Source organism: Agarivorans sp. QJM3NY_33, assembly GCF_050870865.2.
Lineage (GTDB): Bacteria > Pseudomonadota > Gammaproteobacteria > Enterobacterales > Celerinatantimonadaceae > Agarivorans.
In genome coordinates this window covers 4,101,938-4,119,690 of sequence record NZ_CP194039.2, presented here as the reverse complement: position 1 = coordinate 4,119,690, position 17,753 = coordinate 4,101,938, and the positions used below count along the sequence as shown (strand labels likewise).

At 45.1% G+C, this 17,753-nt stretch carries 15 protein-coding genes; 3 read left to right on the top strand and 12 right to left on the bottom strand.

Annotated features, from left to right (window positions below; all coding sequences use genetic code 11):
* The 4 genes from rbsC to ACRRSY_RS18410 all read right to left on the bottom strand — a co-directional run bounded on the left by rbsC (position 1) and on the right by ACRRSY_RS18410 (position 3,427).
* Complete coding sequence (rbsC, locus tag ACRRSY_RS18425; protein ID WP_432460095.1) at positions 1-987, bottom strand: ribose ABC transporter permease; 987 nt, start codon at positions 985-987, stop codon at positions 1-3.
* Entirely contained in the window at positions 984-2,489 is a 1,506-nt protein-coding gene (gene rbsA / locus ACRRSY_RS18420) for a ribose ABC transporter ATP-binding protein RbsA (RefSeq protein WP_432460094.1), read from the bottom strand. The genes rbsC and rbsA overlap by 4 nt, the downstream gene beginning before the upstream one ends.
* Positions 2,490-2,514: 25 nt before the next feature.
* Positions 2,515-2,934, bottom strand: coding sequence for a D-ribose pyranase (rbsD, locus tag ACRRSY_RS18415; RefSeq protein ID WP_432460093.1), 420 nt, complete (start codon positions 2,932-2,934; stop codon positions 2,515-2,517).
* A 325-nt stretch (positions 2,935-3,259) separates the two neighbouring features.
* On the bottom strand, positions 3,260-3,427 hold the full coding sequence (locus ACRRSY_RS18410) for a DUF3545 family protein (protein WP_432451792.1): 168 nt from the start codon (positions 3,425-3,427) through the stop codon (positions 3,260-3,262).
* 306 nt (positions 3,428-3,733) lie between these two features.
* On the opposite strand from ACRRSY_RS18410, the gene ACRRSY_RS18405 reads away from it, so the two are divergent.
* A complete protein-coding gene (locus ACRRSY_RS18405; RefSeq protein ID WP_432451793.1) occupies positions 3,734-5,143 on the top strand; it encodes an alanine/glycine:cation symporter family protein in 1,410 nt (469 codons plus the stop codon).
* Positions 5,144-5,198: 55 nt separating this feature from the next.
* On the opposite strand, the gene ACRRSY_RS18400 is transcribed toward ACRRSY_RS18405, so the two are convergent.
* The 8 genes from ACRRSY_RS18400 to clcA all read right to left on the bottom strand — a co-directional run bounded on the left by ACRRSY_RS18400 (position 5,199) and on the right by clcA (position 14,032).
* Positions 5,199-6,785: a pectate lyase family protein gene (locus ACRRSY_RS18400; RefSeq protein WP_432460092.1), complete on the bottom strand. Its 1,587-nt coding sequence runs from the start codon at positions 6,783-6,785 to the stop codon at positions 5,199-5,201.
* An 874-nt stretch (positions 6,786-7,659) separates the two neighbouring features.
* On the bottom strand, positions 7,660-8,088 hold the full coding sequence (ruvX, locus tag ACRRSY_RS18395; protein WP_432451795.1) for a Holliday junction resolvase RuvX: 429 nt from the start codon (positions 8,086-8,088) through the stop codon (positions 7,660-7,662).
* A gap of 1 nt (position 8,089) precedes the next feature.
* Complete coding sequence (locus ACRRSY_RS18390; RefSeq protein ID WP_432451796.1) at positions 8,090-8,653, bottom strand: YqgE/AlgH family protein; 564 nt, start codon at positions 8,651-8,653, stop codon at positions 8,090-8,092.
* 15 nt (positions 8,654-8,668) lie between these two features.
* On the bottom strand, positions 8,669-9,625 hold the full coding sequence (gene gshB / locus ACRRSY_RS18385; protein WP_432451797.1) for a glutathione synthase: 957 nt from the start codon (positions 9,623-9,625) through the stop codon (positions 8,669-8,671).
* On the bottom strand, positions 9,626-10,357 hold the full coding sequence (gene rsmE, locus ACRRSY_RS18380) for a 16S rRNA (uracil(1498)-N(3))-methyltransferase (RefSeq protein WP_432451798.1): 732 nt from the start codon (positions 10,355-10,357) through the stop codon (positions 9,626-9,628).
* Between the two features lie 134 nt (positions 10,358-10,491).
* Positions 10,492-10,959: a SprT family zinc-dependent metalloprotease gene (locus tag ACRRSY_RS18375; protein ID WP_432451799.1), complete on the bottom strand. Its 468-nt coding sequence runs from the start codon at positions 10,957-10,959 to the stop codon at positions 10,492-10,494.
* A 75-nt stretch (positions 10,960-11,034) separates the two neighbouring features.
* The gene (gene metK, locus ACRRSY_RS18370) at positions 11,035-12,186 is read right to left on the bottom strand and encodes a methionine adenosyltransferase (protein ID WP_432451800.1); all 1,152 of its coding nucleotides are present in this window, start codon (positions 12,184-12,186) and stop codon (positions 11,035-11,037) included.
* A 433-nt stretch (positions 12,187-12,619) separates the two neighbouring features.
* Entirely contained in the window at positions 12,620-14,032 is a 1,413-nt protein-coding gene (gene clcA, locus ACRRSY_RS18365; protein ID WP_432463782.1) for a H(+)/Cl(-) exchange transporter ClcA, read from the bottom strand.
* A gap of 571 nt (positions 14,033-14,603) precedes the next feature.
* Between clcA and tkt the strand changes: the two genes are divergently transcribed.
* Both tkt and epd read left to right on the top strand, forming a co-directional pair.
* The gene (tkt, locus tag ACRRSY_RS18360; protein WP_432463781.1) at positions 14,604-16,598 is read left to right on the top strand and encodes a transketolase; all 1,995 of its coding nucleotides are present in this window, start codon (positions 14,604-14,606) and stop codon (positions 16,596-16,598) included.
* 90 nt (positions 16,599-16,688) lie between these two features.
* Complete coding sequence (gene epd / locus ACRRSY_RS18355) at positions 16,689-17,720, top strand: erythrose-4-phosphate dehydrogenase (protein ID WP_432460090.1); 1,032 nt, start codon at positions 16,689-16,691, stop codon at positions 17,718-17,720.
* Positions 17,721-17,753 lie beyond the last annotated feature (33 nt).

Here is a 17,753-nt window from a genome sequence, read left to right as displayed (position 1 = left end):
TTATTTGTTTTTGTTGTCTACCATGACTGCCAATAAAATCACCGATGCTTTGGCGATCATTTGGAAGTACGAAGATACGTCTAATAAATTTAAGGCATTGTTTAAAAAACCAATGATTAAGGCGCCAATAAGGGTACCCATAATCCGTCCTTTCCCACCCATTAAACTGGTTCCACCTAATACCACGGCAGCGATTGCGTCTAACTCGTAGCCCATTCCTGCGGTTGGTTGAGCCGAGGAGAGCCGAGAGGTGACGATCAAGCCAGCTAAGGCTGCAAGCAGTCCACAAATGGCGTAAACACCAATTTTTACGCGATCTACATTGATTCCAGAAAGGCGAGTCGCCGCCTCGTTGCCACCGAGTGCATACACATAGCGACCAAAGCGGGTGTGATTTAGTAGGTACCAAACCGCAGCAAATACCAATGCCATTAACCAAATAGGCACAGGGATCCCCAGCATATAACCAGTACCGAACCATGCGAAGCTATCGGCAACGTCGGTAAAGCCTGTAGAGATGGGGCGGCCATCGGTGTACACCATGGTCACACCGCGTAGTAAAGTCATGGTGACTAAGGTTGCGATGAAAGCTTGAACCTTTCCTTTCGCAATAATCAGTCCACTCACCGCACCTAAAGCTGTTCCCGCTAACAGTGCGGCTGGCACCGCGATGTAAACGGGGATTTCCAAGCCAATCATTGAGGCGGCAAAGGCTCCACAGAGGGCTAAGATAGAGCCGACACTTAAGTCAATCCCTGCGGTTAAAATCACTAGTGTCATGCCAACCGCAATAATGGCGTTAACAGAGGTTTGCCGAAGAATATTAAGGAGGTTATCTAGGGTAAAAAAATTGGGATTTAGTATTGAAACGACGACGATGAGTAAAATCAGCGCAATCAACGATTTTTGCTCAATTAACCAATGCTTACTAAATATGCTTGATGTTTGGGCTTGGGGGCTTTGTTTCGCTAGGGCTTTGCTGTTCATGCTGCGTCCTCATTAATTTTTTTACCAACAGCGCAGGCCATTAGTGTCTCTTGATCGGCTTGTTCGGCGCTAAATTCACCGCTTATGGTGCCTTCGTGCATCACCAATATTCGGTCACTCATGCCCAGTACTTCAGGCATTTCTGAAGACACTAAAATAATGCTCATGCCTTCAGCCTTAAATTGATTGATTAATTGGTAGATCTCTTTTTTGGCGCCGACGTCTACGCCGCGGGTGGGTTCGTCTAAAATCAGGATTTTTGGACGGGTCATCAAGCCTTTTGCTATCGCTACTTTCTGTTGGTTGCCGCCTGATAAATTACCGATGATTTGTTCACGGCTGGGGGTTTTGATATTGAACAGCGTGATAAAGTCTTCGACGGCGATAATTTCATCGCCATGCTTCAATTGTGGCCCATTAGAAAGTTGTTTCAGGCAAGATAGAGACATATTTTCTTTGACTGATAGCCCCAAAACTAAGCCTTCTTTTTTGCGGTCTTCCGAGATGTAAGCGATGCCTAAGGCCAAGCCTTCTTGTGGGCTGCAAGGGTGAATGGCTTTTCCTTCTAAATAGACTTCACCAGAATCACGGTTGAGGGCACCATAGATCACCTTCATCAATTCAGTTCGACCTGCGCCCATCAAACCAGAGATACCGAGAATTTCGCCTTTATTTAAGTGGAAACTGACTTGACGTATGCCGGAGCCACTTAAGCCTTTTAGTTCAAGGCAGGTATTGCCATGCTGGTGGTTGATACGAGGGAATTGCTCATCAAGACGACGCCCCACCATCATTTCAATCATGCTATCTTCGTCGATATCGTCAATGCTGCGTTGACCTATAAATTTGCCGTCACGCAGCACCGTAATGTCATCGCAAATCTCAAATATTTCTTTTAAACGGTGGGAAATATAAACAATGCCGCAGCCCTGGTTTCGGAGCTCTTTGATCACGGCAAATAAAGCTTCGGTTTCGGTGTCGGTGAGAGCATCGGTGGGCTCATCCATGATGATCACCTTGGATTCAAAGGACAGCGCCTTGGCGATTTCGACCATTTGTTGTTCACCTAAACTAATCGAACCCAGCAATTGTTTGGCGCTGTGTTGAATTTTGAGACGAGCCAATAGTCGGTCGGCTTGTTGATACATGAGTGGCCAATTGATTCCGCCAAAGACATAAGTAGGTTCTCTACCTAAAAAGATATTCTCGGCAATACTTAGCTCAGGGATCAGGTTGAGCTCCTGATGAATGATACTAATACCTGCGCTTTGCGATGCGCGAGGGCCATCAAAACTGACTGGTTTATTTTGATAGTTAATCTTGCCGCTATCGAGGCTATAAATACCGGTGAGCACCTTCATTAAGGTGGATTTTCCTGCACCGTTCTCACCTAATAAGGCCATTACCTTACCGGGATAAACACGCAAGCTAGCGCCATCTAAGGCTTTCACGCCAGGAAAGCTCTTTTCGATATTGTTGAGTTCTAGGATCGGCTGAGTCATGAAAGCTCCAGATTCGGATAAAGGGCTAAAACACCACGCCTGCGTGGAAAATAACATTGGCGTAAGGGGTGAATTCGCCAGTTCTGACGACGGCTTTTGCACTTGCTGTTTGTTGTTTAAAAGTCTCATGACTCAGCAAATTAAGGCGGATTAACTGACCCGATAATTGCTCTTGTTGTTGGATTAGCTGGAGCAACTGTGCATGCAACTGTGGGCTATGGCTCAAGGTTTCTTCGGCGAGAGTCACGGCTTCAATTTGCATTTCACCAAGTACCGCTTTAACGGTGTCAATAAAGCTAGGAATGCCTTTAGTTAATGCGAGATCAAGGCGTTGGCAGCTGTCGGGGATTGGTAGGCCAGCGTCGCCGATACAGAGCTGATCTTGATGGCCCAATTTGGCGATAATGTAAGACAGTTCAGCATTGAGTAGGGGTGCTTTTTTCATGATAGTTATCATCTCTGTCAGTGATTAGGGAACGATTTTTATTTAGATTTACTCTTCATCGAAACGTTTGCGCAAACGTTTCGATGAAGAATTTAGCGCTAATTATTATAATTTGCATGTGTCGTTTGCAGTTCTTGAGGCTTAGCTCACGCTTTTTTTGTAGGCGAGATCAGGTGAGTCGTAAAAATTGACAAATAGTTTAACTTTTGTGCCGCAGAGGATGAGTCTTCGATGATTTCTCCCTTCCGTTGAAGGGGGGCTGTTGCGAATATAATAAAAACCCGGCTTAACCGGGTTTCCTGTCATATTCGTATTTCGTCACAGATTAATATTCGTATTCGGTATGAAGATCGAAACTATGGTCGATTGACTGTAGTTCCTTCTGTAAGCGGATTTTATCTTTTATTGCCTCAATTTCTCGCCATTTGCGCTTTTTGTTTGAGCTGCGAGAAGCCTTGCTGGTTTCAACAGTATCCAAGTCTAGCCTATCCATGGTTATCTCCTTGTATGTTGTTGCAGTTAATAAGTACCACAGGTTCAATGAAAGTAAAATACCAATGTTACAAAAAAGTTTCTGAGCTGCATTTTTTTGACTATAAATCGCAAAACATATAGCTATTTTGTAGGATTAAAGTGGTTGTTTTATAGCGTTAATGCCTTTTATTTATATATATGCACTTTTTTATCTTGTTTTTGTTATATATCAAAGCATGGTTATTGGTGCCTCTCTAAACTTCGCCTCCGCAAAAGTATGTTGAAGGTATGACATCAACGTCCAAAAAAGAGGTAAATAATAGGTATGAATGAAGTTATAAACTGGATGAATGATGTACTTTGGGGAAATCTACTAATTTATATATTGGTTGGCTCAGGGGTGTTATTTACGATTAGAACTGGGTTCATTCAGATTAGACATTTTGGCCACATGTTCTCAGTGATGAAGTCTAGCCGTAAGGGCGATGCTAGTGGTATTTCTTCTTTTCAGGCCTTATGTACGAGTTTAGCCGCGCGAGTCGGCACTGGTAACCTCGCTGGGGTTGCCGTGGCTATCACACTGGGTGGCCCGGGCGCGGTATTTTGGATGTGGTTAATTGCTTTCCTGGGCATGGCGACTAGTTTTGCAGAGAGTAGCCTTGCGCAGTTGTATAAAGTAAAAGATAGCGATGGTAACTTTCGTGGTGGTCCATCTTATTACATGGAACAAGGCTTAGGAAAACGCTGGATGGGCGTGGTTTTTGCCATCTGCCTGATAGTTGCCTTTGGTTTGGTTTTTAATGCGGTGCAAGCCAATTCTATCGCTTCCGCTCTCAATGAAGCTTTTGGATTCGATAAGGTCTTGGTGGGCCTGGTATTAGTGGCTGCGGCAGCCTTGATCATTTTTGGCGGGATCCGCAGTGTTGCTCGATTCGCGGAACTGGTGGTGCCGGTGATGGCTTTAGCCTACGTTTTAGTTGCCTTGGTGGTTGTGGTAATCAACATCGATAAGATGCCTGAGGTGTTTAGTCTTATTTTCCGCTCGGCCTTTGGTTTTGAAGAGGCGGGAGCTGGTGCTTTCGCTGCCGCAATGATGAATGGTATCAAACGAGGATTGTTTTCCAACGAAGCGGGCATGGGCAGCGCACCGAATGCGGCTGCAACCGCGACGCCTTATCCTCCGCATCCGGCTTCCCAGGGGTATGTGCAAATGTTGGGGGTATTTATCGATACTATTGTCATTTGCACTGCCACTGCGGCGATTATTTTGCTGAGTTATAATGAGTCTCTTGCGGGTGGCGGGATTGCGCTCACTCAACAAGCGCTTAGTAGTCAAGTTGGTGCTTGGGGGAGCTATTTTGTTGGTGTTGCGATCATCTTTTTTGCTTTCACTTCAATTGTCGGGAATTATTCTTACGCAGAGACTAACCTGATTTTTCTTGAGCATAATCATAAAGCTGGTTTGTGGATCTTTCGTCTATTGGTGTTGGCGATGGTGATGTTTGGTGCGGTGGTTAAAATTGATATTATTTGGAACCTGGCCGATGTATCCATGGGACTGATGGCAATTGTTAACCTCGTGGCGATCCTGATGTTGTCGGGCGTTGTGGTTAAGCTGGCAAAAGATTATAACCGTCAACTAGATGCGGGTAAGCTTCCTTGCTTTGATAGTAAGGACCATCCAGAATTGCAAAAGCAAATTGATCCAGAAATTTGGTCGAATCCGCAATCATAATTGTATTCAATTAATAAAAAAAAGCCTCGAATCTTTCGAGGCTTTTTTGAATGAATTATTTAGGAACAGAAATATTTAGTTTTCCGATGCCTGCATTGTCCAGCACATAATCTTTAACCACCGATGGATTACGGCCCACTGTATAGTTATAAGGAGGGGTCCAATCTAACTGGTTGGTACAAGTTTCTAATGCCCAACTCGCTGGCTCTTTATTTGCCAGGGCTGCTTTTTCTTTTTCTTTTGTTTGTAGCTCGGTACATTTATCTAAGGCTATTTGATTTAATTCTGTAGCGGGCTCATCATTAAACCAAGAGCCATTGTCTTTAAATTTACTTCCTTTATAAGCACCAATAATTGTGCTTTCTTCTGCCCCACTTCCTTGGAAATCAAATACATTACTTTCAGAAAGTATCGATGATCCATAACCCATTCCAATGGCATACAGAATGGGGTAATCGGCGTCAGTTGCACCTTGATGATAGTTATTAATTAAATGAACTTTGCCAAAGCGTACTCGTGGAGTGCGTTGTTTATTGTTCTTCCAATAGTTACCTTCGAAGGTAATACGATAGTCTCCGGTATCGCCATCTCCAGAGCCGATGATCATTGTCTTATCGTGTTCTGAAAAAATATTATAAGAGAGAGTAATATAATCGGAGTCATCTTCTATATCTAACAAGCCATCATGGCGTTGGACATGTTTACCGAAAATATTCTCTTCGTCTTTGTCAAGGTGGTCTCCATCAGAAAATGAACAATGGTCAATCCATATGTTATTACTGGCATTAATCGATACGGCATCATACCGAGCATTCCAATTACCAGAGTCACCATCGCCAGCATCCCACGCAGGAGCAAAATCACGGGGAGCTTGGAAAGTGATATTGCGAATAATAATGTTGCTGTTATCTGTGCGATCAAAGGTATGGCTCAGTGTATTTAGAGATAAATAGCCTTCAATTAACTTGGCATCATTGCCGACCCCTAACAGAGTCGTATTGGGTGGTACTTGAAATTGAATTTGTGATTTTTGATTATTGGCATATTGAGAACGTTGACCATTCTGTCTTTTTAACAGGTCAAGCTCCGTTTTAGCGGCCTCCGCATCAGCGCCATTTGCGTCGATGGTCGCTTGCAATTCATCGCGATAATCTTGGTCGAAAGCCTTCACATAGAGATCAAAATCAAATTTAGTTCTATTTGGTTTGGACTTATAGTATTCGGCATCCGCATAGCTACCATCGCTTAATTCATCACCGCGAATCGTACCTTGCCAATAGATGATTTTGGGCTCAAGTTTGGCTTTCAATTCGGCAGCACTATCTCCGGAAATATAGTTTTCGCTATTAATGTTATTCAGTGCATCTCTTAATTCTTGACGGCTAGAAACGACATAAATACTGTCTTCAGTGGCACCTGCGCCACCAGTAATTTGATGAGCATTACCGTCTGGATCTTTATATTGCGTAACCCAGCCAAAGGGAGCATTTTTAACTTGTAGATCTTGTTGCTGACTAGCATCATCCTTTCCATCAGCGGTGTATTCAATACTATCATTACATCCGGTGAGTAATAAACTGGATGTGATTAAGGCAAGGGTACTTAGGCGTAGAGTATTATTATTTATTTTTTTATAAGACATTTTATTTTTCCAGCATCCTCATGAACTTCGCGAATGTTTGATGTAAGTGGTCTTTAAATTTGTGATTAAATTTATTGGCTTGTTTTACAGGTAACATGACACTTCAATCGGTGCTTTTAGTCGTTAATATTAGTCATCAGTGTGACGCGTTCATTTGTAATATAATAATCTCTTAATATTTTTTTGTGATGAATGTCTTTGTATTTATTAAAATGAGCTAACACATTAATTTTATTGTATTAATTTCTAGTTTCATCACATATTTAGGGAAATATTTAGCGGATAGTTTTGGCTGTTTTTTGACCGGCGGGTTCGGGGTATCGACTTGATATATGTATGAGAGTGTTTTTATTCAATTTTTTACAGCTTTGTCATGAATTAAAAATTTTATGATCTCAACGTTATAAATAGGGGCTTTAAATATACTCGGTATATCGGATGACTTGTTTGAGATATGCTTGCTCGGTGTTTGAAATTGCCTGTGGGCAAATTGATTTTGCGCATTTATTCGCCTGATATTTGTGACGTTAATAACAGCTAATTGAATGATGATTGATATTTTCGCTGCGAACCACACCGCTTTCCGTTCATGAGAGGTTTAGCTGTTCTTTATGCGAGCAAGGAGTGAGTGGGAGAGCGCCTCGTATCATACCAATCTAGCTAATTATCAGTTCATTTTGCGGGCCTAAATCAGTGCTAATTACGTTATTCATCTTGTAATTAGATTCACTCGTTACTGCAGTTTATGCCTCGTTATCGACAACTTTATTTTGCGCAATAAATAGGTCATATCATGAATCAGATTGGTAGCAGTGGATCGCGTCCCTTGCTCTCATCGGCTTAAGTTGTTTCGCCGGATTTAAGGCTTAGGCGCTCAAACTTGTTCTGAACACCAGCTTTCAAAGATTAAGGCGGCCGCGAGGCTATCGACAGCACCTTTTTCTAGCGCCTTGTAACCACCTAATTCAAACAGTTTTTCCTTGGCATCAACGGTGGTTAGACGCTCGTCCTGCAGCGCAATGGGATAGCCGAATCGCCCATGTAAGCGATTGGCGAATTTTTTTGCACGGGTGGTCAGCTCCTGCTCACTGCCGTCCATGTTGAGGGGTAAGCCGATAACCAGCAGGTCGGGTAGCCATTGTGCCAGTAGTTTTTCCACCGTTTGCCAGTTGGGGATACCATCCTGAGCTTTGAGCGCTGCCAACGGTTTGCCGCTGGCGGTGAGCTCTTGGCCGATAGCTACCCCGATACTCTTGGTGCCAAAATCAAAGGCTAATACCGAACGTTCTCCAGCTCTTGCCATGTTAGGCGTGCCCCACTTCACTGGACAGTTGCCAAACATCGATCCCCAGGCTTTTGGCTGCAGCCTCCCAGCGTTTATTGCTGGGAACCTTGAAGATGATTTCGCTATTGGCTGGCAGGGTAAGCCAATAATTATCGGCAATCTCTTGTTCTAATTGACCCGCCTCCCAGCTGGCATAACCTAAGGTGACGATGTAATCCGAAGGCTGGGCGTCTGTACCAAGTGTGTCTAATACGTCTTTGGAGGTGGTGACCATCAGATCGTCGCTTACTTTCAAGCTGCTGCTAAAGCCATGCATGGATGAATGCAACACAAATCCACGCTCCAGAGCCACCGGTCCACCTTGGTATACCGGGCGGTCTAGATGCTCTCGATGTACTTCGGTAGCGTCATGTAGTTCGATTTGTGCCAGTAGTGATTCGACCGAGAGATCCACTGGTACATTAATGACTAAGCCCATCGCGCCCTGTTCATTATGCTCACAGATATAAACCACCGCTCGTTTAAAAAACGGGTCATTCAGGCTAGGCATCGCTAATAAGAACTGGTTTTGCAGTGTATTCATGGCTGACCACTTCACTTAGGTTGATACTATAAGTTTAGCTTCAATGGCATCCATTAACTTGCCTGTAATCGAAATATTGAAGGCTGCTTCTATTTCTTTAATACAAGTCGGGCTGGTGACGTTAATTTCGGTGACTTTATCACCAATCACATCGAGGCCGACAAATACCAGCCCTCTGGCTTTGAGTTCTGGGCCAATTGCGTTTGCTATTTTCCAGTCACTCTCTGATAGCGGTTGAGCCACACCGCGTCCGCCCGCGGCTAAATTACCGCGAGTTTCACCTTCTGAAGGGATCCTTGCTAGGCAATAGGGCATCGGCTCGCCATCCACGATTAAGATCCGTTTGTCGCCGTCGACAATTTCAGGAATAAAACACTGAGCCATGCAGTACTCTTGACCGTGGTTGGTTAAGGTTTCGAGGATCACGCCAACATTGGGATCGCCTTGTTTTAAGCGAAATATCGAAGCGCCGCCCATCCCATCCAGTGGCTTCATGATCACATCTTGATGTTGTTGATGGAAAGCTTTCAGACGCTTCATGTCACTGCTGACCAGGGTTGTCGGAGTGAATTCGGCAAACCAGGCGGTAAATAGTTTTTCGTTGGCATCGCGTAAGCTTTGAGGTTTGTTAATGATTAAACAACCTTCGCTCTCGGCGCGCTCCAAAATGTAGGTGGCGTAGATAAACTCGGTATCAAAGGGGGGATCCTTACGCATCAGGATCACATCTAATTCACTTAAACTTTGATCGACTTCTGGGCCTAATTCAAACCAAGACTGGGCATTTTCTTGGACTGCCAAAGGGCGCATAGCGGCTGCTGCGCGACCATTTTCCAGATACAAGTCTTGCATTTCCATGTAATAGATTTGATAGCCACGTGCTTGCGCTTCCATCAACATGGCGAAGCTTGAGTCTTTCTTAATATTGATTTGGGTGATGGGGTCCATCACGATCCCGAGTTTAATACTCATTTATGCTAAGTCTCCAAATTGACATTGCAAAGCCGTTATTGCTGTTAGTGCGGCAGTTTCGGTGCGCAGCACTCGTGGACCGAGTAGGGTCTCTTGAAAGTGATGCTGGTTACAGACCGCAATTTCTTGCTCTGTGAGCCCTCCCTCGGGCCCGATCAACAATCTTACGCCATGCAGCGGAATGGGGAGGGTCTTAATGCTATATGGGGCCTTTGGATGCAAATTCAACTTCATTGCTTGACTGTTTTCACCAGCCCACTGCTCAAAACTCTGTAGTTCGGCGATCTCGGGTACGACACTGCGCCCTGATTGTTCACAGGCGGCAATCGCGATTTTTTGCCATTGTTGGCGTTTTTTCTCAAAACGCTCTTGGTTAAGTTTGACCCCACAGCGCTCACTGGTGAGTGGGGTGATTTTATTGACCCCCAGTTCCACCGATTTTTGAATGGTAAATTCCATGCGGTCACCGCGGGAAATCACTTGTCCTAAATGGATCCTGAGGGGGGATTCGCTGGCATTAAGTTGTTGCGTTAATATTTTTACACTCACCTGCTTCTTGCCGCTACTTTCGATACTTGCGGAGTAATTGTTGCCGTCGCCATTAAATAGCTCTAAGTGTTGGCCTGCTGTCATCCGTAATACTCGACCGACATGGTTGGCGGCCTCGCTATCTAATTCAACGATTTGCTGAACGTTGAGTGGGGAGGGTTGATAAATACGAGGAATACGCATGCTAAGTGTCGGCTCCTGAGCGAGTGAAAATTGAAGCAAATAAGGTTGTTAAGGATAAACTGTTCGTCGCTCGAAGCCTAGCCTGCAAATCGTTGCGGTTGTTAGTGCTGCTCATTTGGCTGGCAAGTTATGGTTTATTGAGCAACCAAGGTTTGTTTACAGCGTTTACATTGATAGCGAGCCCCTTGCAGTACTTTATTATGACGGCGGATCCCCAATTGATGGTTTTGGCACTGGCAGCGATACATCACCGTGCTTAGCTCGAGAGTTTCCAGGGAGTAACGATGAGTGGTTGTAGGTGAGCAGTGGAACACCTGTTGCATCAAGGTTTGCCATTCTTTGCCGTGTGGTTTGATTCGACCATAGAGGGCGTGGCAAATTAGATGAGCCACTTCGTGAGGCACGGTTTGAGCGAGGAAGTGTTGTGGTTGTTGTTGGTAAAAATGCTGATTAAAGCGTAGTCGCCATTGAATTAGGTTGGCGCTGCCCGCAACTTTACTACGACGTGCCGATAACACGATTTCTGGTCGTGTAAATGCACGTTGATAGAAGCGTTCTGCTTGTTGAAAGCAAGCTTCAACCTGTTGCGAAAGTTGTTGCACCTTAAGATCCAAAAAGCCGAAAGGATAATCGCTGATTATACGCTTTCGGCTGCTTCAAGCTAGTGAGGCTTGGGTTTATAGGCCAGCATCGGCTTTCAGGGCTTCGGCTTTATCGGTTTGTTCCCATGGGAACTCGTTGCGACCAAAGTGACCATAAGCGGCTGTGGCTTGATAGATGGGGCGCTCCAGGTCGAGCATTTTCAAAATACCATAAGGGCGAAGGTCGAAATGCTTGCGTACCAAGGCAATCAATTTGTCTTCAGCGAGTTTACCGCTACCAAAGGTTTCGATACTAATAGAAGTCGGCTCGGCGACTCCTATCGCATAAGACACTTGAATCTCACAACGCTCTGCTAAACCTGCTGCGACAATATTCTTGGCGACATAACGGCCTGCATAAGCGGCACTACGATCCACTTTTGATGGATCTTTACCGGAGAAAGCCCCCCCGCCATGACGCGCCATGCCGCCATAGGTATCCACAATGATCTTACGGCCAGTTAAGCCACAGTCGCCCATTGGCCCACCAATGACAAAACGACCTGTGGGGTTGATATGGTACTGGGTTTTGTCATTGAGCCACTGTGCTGGAAGCACTGGTTTAATGATTTCTTCCATTACCGCTTCACGCAAATCTTCGGTGGAAATGCTGTCGCAATGTTGGGTCGAAAGGACTACTGCATCGATCCCGGTAATGATGCCATTCTCATAAGCAAAGGTAACTTGAGATTTTGCATCTGGGCGCAACCAGCTTAAGACTCCATTCTTGCGAACCTCTGCTTGGCGTTTGACTAGTAGGTGAGAGTAGGTAATAGGTGCTGGCATAAGCACATCGGTTTCGTTGGTCGCATAACCAAACATTAAACCTTGGTCTCCTGCACCTTGTTCTTCTGGTCGAGCACGGTCAACGCCTTGGTTGATGTCTGGAGATTGTTTCCCAACCACGTTTAATACCGCACAAGAATCTGCATCGAAACCCATGTCGGAGTGGGTATAACCGATTTCTCGTACCGTTGAGCGAGCTAATTCTTCAATATCCACCCAGGCTGAGGTTGTGATTTCCCCACCAACCATCACCATGCCCGTTTTGACGTAAGTCTCACAAGCTACACGGGCTTTGGGATCCTGGGTTAAAATTGCGTCCAATACAGCGTCAGAAATTTGATCTGCAATTTTGTCTGGATGCCCTTCAGACACTGATTCTGAAGTAAACAAGTGTGTAGTCATGTGATTGGACTCTCTTAGAATGTAATGTTGATGACGTATAGATGGATGACCATCTGGACGTCTATTCTAGTTTCGCTGACTTTATTTTTCCACTCTATTCGCTCATTAAATCATGAATCTGCGAATAATTTGTGAGAATGGCTACCCTCGCGACTGAATCAGGGGCTTGCAGCAATACTGTTACCGGGCTTAAAGCCCACTTTACTGATGATTTTTATTTGGGAAGTGCTGAATCAAATGTTATGTGCCATATAACAAGTCGCTGCTGAGTGTTGCCGACGAGGGACGAAAAGAACAAGCTCAGCAATTGTGCCATCGTTCTTGGCGATGACTTTAACTTTGGGCTCGTGCTTTTCGATGTGATGGCTGTATATCTGGGTCATTTACTATCTTGAACCGTGATGCCTGATCCTTACGCACAGCGATTGCGAGTTTAGCTTGTTTTACTATCCTCGTGACTTTCGTTGATCTGACGTTTGATTTCAGGATTGTTACGCAGTGATTGCTTCAATAGTTCAGAATATAGTGATTTCCCTTTCAAGGCTTGGGCAATGAAGGTCGCTCCTAAACAAGTAACCAGTAACGGTAAAATGAGTTGGTAGTTATCGGTCATCTCAACCACTAAAATGATGCCAGTGACTGGCGCTCGAACAGTTGCGGCAAACAGAGCCCCCATGCCAGCAATGGCAAAGATGCCTGGTTCAGGAACCAGGTCGGGAAAATAACTTGCCATTAAGCTGCCATATGCTAATCCAAGCAGAGTGCCCAGTGCGAGCATGGGAGAGAATACTCCCCCAGGTGCAGCCGAACCAAAGCTCGCAATGGTCGTAAATAAGCGAAGCACAAACAATAACAGGCAAACACCCCAAACAATTGGATTTCTAAACAACTCGGTGATGAGTTCTACTCCGCCGCCGGTGATATCGGGAACCAAGCTTTGCAGGGTCGCAAATACTGCACCAAATGCCGCACCTGTCATCACGATCCGCGAAATTCGGTTTTTTTGGAGCTGTTGTACTTTAGCCGTGGTACTCAAGACCCAACGGTTAAAGTTAACGCCAACAATACCAAAAATAATTCCTAGTAAAGCGAATAACCACAGAGAGTTGAGTGCTGGAATCGAAAAGTTCGGAATATCCATCACTGCCGATTGGCCATGAATCGAGCGCATCACAATGGTTGCCGCGGCGCTAGACAAGGTGACGCATTTGAATGAGGTAATGCTATAGCGAAATTGCGGCCGCATCTCTTCAATTACAAATAGTACGCCGGCCAAAGGGGCGTTAAAGGCGGCCGCTAAACCAGCGGCAGCACCCGCCGCTGTTAAGATATGGGTGGCGTGTTGATAACGTTTGGCCCTGCCGGCAAACATTCGACCTACCGAACCACCGATTTGAATCGAAGGACCTTCTCTTCCAAGTACCATTCCGGAACTGATGGTGAGCGCCCCAGCGAAGAACTTTATCGGTAGCACTCGACGCCAACGGATATCATGTAAGCCATCCAGAGCGCCTTCTAAGTGCGGGATCCCGCTTCCTGAAGCTTCCGGCGCAAAGCGAGCCGTTAACCAAAATCCCAAGGCGGTGATCAGAGCGCCAATCGAGGCACCTGCGATAATACTTAAGAAAGGACTTAGCGAAGCGCTCTCGACTAAGTGAATCCGAAAGTCACCAACCCAATTAATCAGTTCTTCAAACATCGCGATCACTAAACCGACGGTTGCGCCAACAAAGCCAGAAAGAGCAATCAGAACCATGTAATCGTATTGGGTGGTAAAGAATTTAGGGGTGGTTCGGTGCTTGATTAATCCACCTTGAAAAAACCGAAAGTTGGGAGACTTAGGCATTTTAAATCTAAAACCTTAATAGCAAGAATGACTTCAACGTATGAATAATTATTCATAGGTCCATAAAATTAATCAGCGCTTAGTTGGGGTGAAAGTAAATCACCATGCTGTTTCGTTGGTGCCGACTCAGCGGTTCAAACATATAAAATAAGCTCTTGTCGCAGGTAACGGATGACGAAAATGAATTAAGGGGTGGAGAGGCGTAGAAGCCGATAACTCATCTATCAAAGGAATAATCCGTTATTGCTAATCATTTAATGTTTGATTGTGTTGTCACCACTCCAGAGCGAGGAGTGTGTAACTAGGTTACGTGCTTTTGCGACAGGTTGGTATGATTTTAATCAAAAAAACGTGATCGGTATCACTTAGACATTTTTGCGTTGGGACATTGTCTGTTCGGTTCTGTTATTTGCGCCATTATTTTGAGTAATTGTCCACGTGAGTACTCAATAAGTGGAACTCAGCCATAAATTTACCGATTCTTTTTAGATAATTATTGAGTAACATCGTTGACTTTGTGACAATACGCGCCTCTCGATACCCTATAGCCTATAATTTGCAGGAGAAATTCATGTCTTCTCGTCGTCAACTCGCCAACGCCATTCGTGCTTTAAGTATGGATGCAGTTCAGCAAGCTAACTCTGGTCACCCTGGAGCCCCCATGGGAATGGCTGATATTGCTGAAGTGCTATGGCGCGACTTTTTGAAACATAACCCGAATGACCCAAATTGGGCAGATCGTGACCGCTTTGTTCTATCGAATGGTCATGGCTCGATGTTGTTGTATTCTCTACTGCATCTTTCTGGTTATCAACTGCCTATCGAAGAACTAAAAAACTTTCGCCAATTACATTCTAAAACGCCAGGCCACCCAGAATATGGTTATGCGCCGGGTGTAGAAACCACTACCGGTCCGCTTGGTCAAGGTCTTACCAACGCTGTGGGTATGGCTTTAGCAGAAAAAATATTAGCGGCTCAATTCAACAAAGATGGTTTTCCTGTGGTTGACCATTATACCTACACCTTTCTCGGTGATGGCTGCTTGATGGAGGGGATCTCTCACGAAGCTTGTTCACTTGCTGGTACTCAAGGTTTAGGTAAATTGATTGCCTTTTGGGATGACAATGGCATTTCGATTGATGGTGATGTCGAAGGTTGGTTTACCGACGATACCGTGAAACGTTTCGAAGCTTACGGTTGGCATGTGATTGGTGGTGTCGATGGCCATAATAGCGACGCAATTGCGGCTGCGATTACGGCAGCCAAAGCTGAAACAAGCAAGCCAACCATGATTTGTTGTAAAACTGTGATTGGTTTTGGTTCACCGAATAAATCGGGTAGCCACGATTGTCACGGTGCACCACTTGGTGCTGACGAAATATCGGCTGCTCGTGAATTTTTAAATTGGCCCTATGCTGCTTTTGAAATTCCTCAAGATATTTATCAAGCTTGGGATGCAAAAGAGGCTGGTGGCTCATCACAATCAGAGTGGAATCAGTTATTTGCTGGCTACGAAGCTGCTTACCCAGCACTTGCGGCCGAGTATAAACGTCGTATGAACGGCGACTTACCAAGTGATTGGACAGCATTTGCTGATTCGTATATTGCTGATTTACAAGCTAACCAAGCTAAAGTCGCGACGCGTCAGTCTTCACAAAAAACCTTAGAAGCTTTTTGTCCTAAATTGCCTGAATTACTGGGTGGCAGCGCAGATTTGGCTCCGTCTAATCTTACGATGTGGTCTGGGTCTCAAGCGGTGACTGCCGAGGACGCTTCCGGTAACTATATGCATTACGGTGTGCGTGAGTTTGGTATGTCGGCAATCATGAATGGTGTAACCTTACATGGTGGTTTAAAAGCTTACGGTGCGACTTTCTTAATGTTTATGGAATACGCACGTAATGCCTTACGCATGGCTGCATTAATGAAGCAACCGACTATTTTTGTGTATACCCATGACTCGATCGGTTTGGGTGAAGATGGTCCAACTCACCAAGCGGTAGAACAAACTGCGAGTTTACGTTTAACCCCCAACATGAGCACTTGGCGTCCCTGTGACTCGGTAGAGTCAGCGGTTGCTTGGCGTCATGCGATTGAACGCAAAGATGGCCCAACATCGTTAATCTTTTCTCGTCAGGGTTTGGCACCGCAAGCGCGTGATGCTCAACAACTGGCTGATGTTGCTCGTGGTGGTTATGTATTGAAAGATTGTGCTGCTACGCCAGAACTTATTTTGATTGCAACGGGTTCCGAAGTTGAACTTGCCGTGGCTGCTTATGAAGAACTGAGCGCTGCAGGTAAAGCTGTTCGAGTAGTTTCTATGCCTGCAACGGATGTTTTTGATGCGCAATCAGCCGAATATCGTGAATCTGTATTGCCTTTCGCAGTCCGTAAACGAATTGCAGTTGAGGCGGGTATCGCTGATTTCTGGCATAAGTATGTTGGTTTCGATGGAAAGGTCTTGGGAATGACCACCTTTGGTGAGTCTGCGCCAGCGGGTGAGCTATTTAAGTTGTTTGGCTTCACTCAAGAGAACCTCGTGAAGATGGCTAACGAACTGTTGTAAGACAGTCGTTAGTTATTATTTATGAGTAAAACCCTCTGAATTATAGAGGGTTTTTTGTTTTGTTGCTTATTTATGGAAATGCAAAATACTATGCAGCATCATCCTATTCGGGTCGCTATTAATGGTTTTGGCAGAATTGGCCGCAGTGTGCTTAGAGCGTTATTTGAGTCTCAGCGACAAGATCAGATCCAAGTGGTGGCGATTAACGAGTTAGCCAGTCCAGAAGCCATGGCTCATTTACTTAAGTATGATTCTACCCACGGTACTTTTGCTGAACATGTCTCGCTACAGGGGGAATGTTTATCAGTGGCAGGTCAGCAGATCCAGCTGCTGCATAACCGTGAACCAAGTGCTTTGCCGTGGGCTGAGTTTAAGGTGGATATCGTGCTGGAGTGCACCGGACGTTTTAGCTCAGTCGCTGATGCGCAAATGCATATTGACGCTGGCGCTAAAAAAGTATTGTTCTCTCATCCAGCCGATCCTTGCGTTGACCACACGGTAGTCTATGGTGTTAATGAGCATATGCTGAATGCGGCGAGTAAGGTGGTCTCTAACGGCTCTTGTACTACGAACTGTATCGTGCCTGTGATTCAGGTATTGGATGAGGCCTTCGGTGTGGAATGTGGTACTATTACTACAATTCACTCATCCATGAATGACCAGCAAGTGATCGATGCTTACCACAGTGACCTGCGTAGAACACGCGCGGCCGGGCAATCAATTATTCCAGTTGATACCAAGCTGGCTAAAGGTGTAGAGCGTATTCTTCCTAAGTTTGCAGGTAAGTTTGAGGCTATCGCTGTGCGGGTGCCAACACAGAATGTTACGGCGATGGACTTGAGTGTAACTTTGTGTAAAAAAGTTACAGTTTCTGATATAAATCAAGCCATTCAAGCGGCAGTTTGCGGTAAATTAGCGGGTATCTTGAGCTATACCGAAGAACCCTTGGTGTCTATCGATTTTAACCACAATAGTCATTCAAGCATTATTGATGGCTCACAAACACGAGTAAGTGGCCAACACTTAGTCAAAGTGTTGGCTTGGTGTGATAACGAATGGGGCTTTGCCAACCGTATGTTAGACACCACCGTTTTAATGAGTCAGATGGAATTATCGGCTTAGCCAAGCGGCTGGGTTGTAAGTTTAATTTAAAAC

What these genes read in the sequence shown, in the direction of transcription:
- rbsA (WP_432460094.1), bottom strand. Translation starts at nt 2,489, where the DNA reads ATGACTCAGCCGATCCTAGAACTCAACAATATCGAAAAGAGCTTTCCT.
- gshB (WP_432451797.1), bottom strand. Translation starts at nt 9,625, where the DNA reads ATGAGTATTAAACTCGGGATCGTGATGGACCCCATCACCCAAATCAAT.
- rsmE (WP_432451798.1), bottom strand. Translation starts at nt 10,357, where the DNA reads ATGCGTATTCCTCGTATTTATCAACCCTCCCCACTCAACGTTCAGCAA.
- ACRRSY_RS18405 (WP_432451793.1), top strand. Translation starts at nt 3,734, where the DNA reads ATGAATGAAGTTATAAACTGGATGAATGATGTACTTTGGGGAAATCTA.
- metK (WP_432451800.1), bottom strand. Translation starts at nt 12,186, where the DNA reads ATGACTACACACTTGTTTACTTCAGAATCAGTGTCTGAAGGGCATCCA.
- ruvX (WP_432451795.1), bottom strand. Translation starts at nt 8,088, where the DNA reads ATGGCAAGAGCTGGAGAACGTTCGGTATTAGCCTTTGATTTTGGCACC.
- clcA (WP_432463782.1), bottom strand. Translation starts at nt 14,032, where the DNA reads ATGCCTAAGTCTCCCAACTTTCGGTTTTTTCAAGGTGGATTAATCAAG.
- rbsC (WP_432460095.1), bottom strand. Translation starts at nt 987, where the DNA reads ATGAACAGCAAAGCCCTAGCGAAACAAAGCCCCCAAGCCCAAACATCA.
- epd (WP_432460090.1), top strand. Translation starts at nt 16,689, where the DNA reads ATGCAGCATCATCCTATTCGGGTCGCTATTAATGGTTTTGGCAGAATT.
- ACRRSY_RS18410 (WP_432451792.1), bottom strand. Translation starts at nt 3,427, where the DNA reads ATGGATAGGCTAGACTTGGATACTGTTGAAACCAGCAAGGCTTCTCGC.
- ACRRSY_RS18390 (WP_432451796.1), bottom strand. Translation starts at nt 8,653, where the DNA reads ATGAATACACTGCAAAACCAGTTCTTATTAGCGATGCCTAGCCTGAAT.
- rbsD (WP_432460093.1), bottom strand. Translation starts at nt 2,934, where the DNA reads ATGAAAAAAGCACCCCTACTCAATGCTGAACTGTCTTACATTATCGCC.
- ACRRSY_RS18400 (WP_432460092.1), bottom strand. Translation starts at nt 6,785, where the DNA reads ATGTCTTATAAAAAAATAAATAATAATACTCTACGCCTAAGTACCCTT.
- tkt (WP_432463781.1), top strand. Translation starts at nt 14,604, where the DNA reads ATGTCTTCTCGTCGTCAACTCGCCAACGCCATTCGTGCTTTAAGTATG.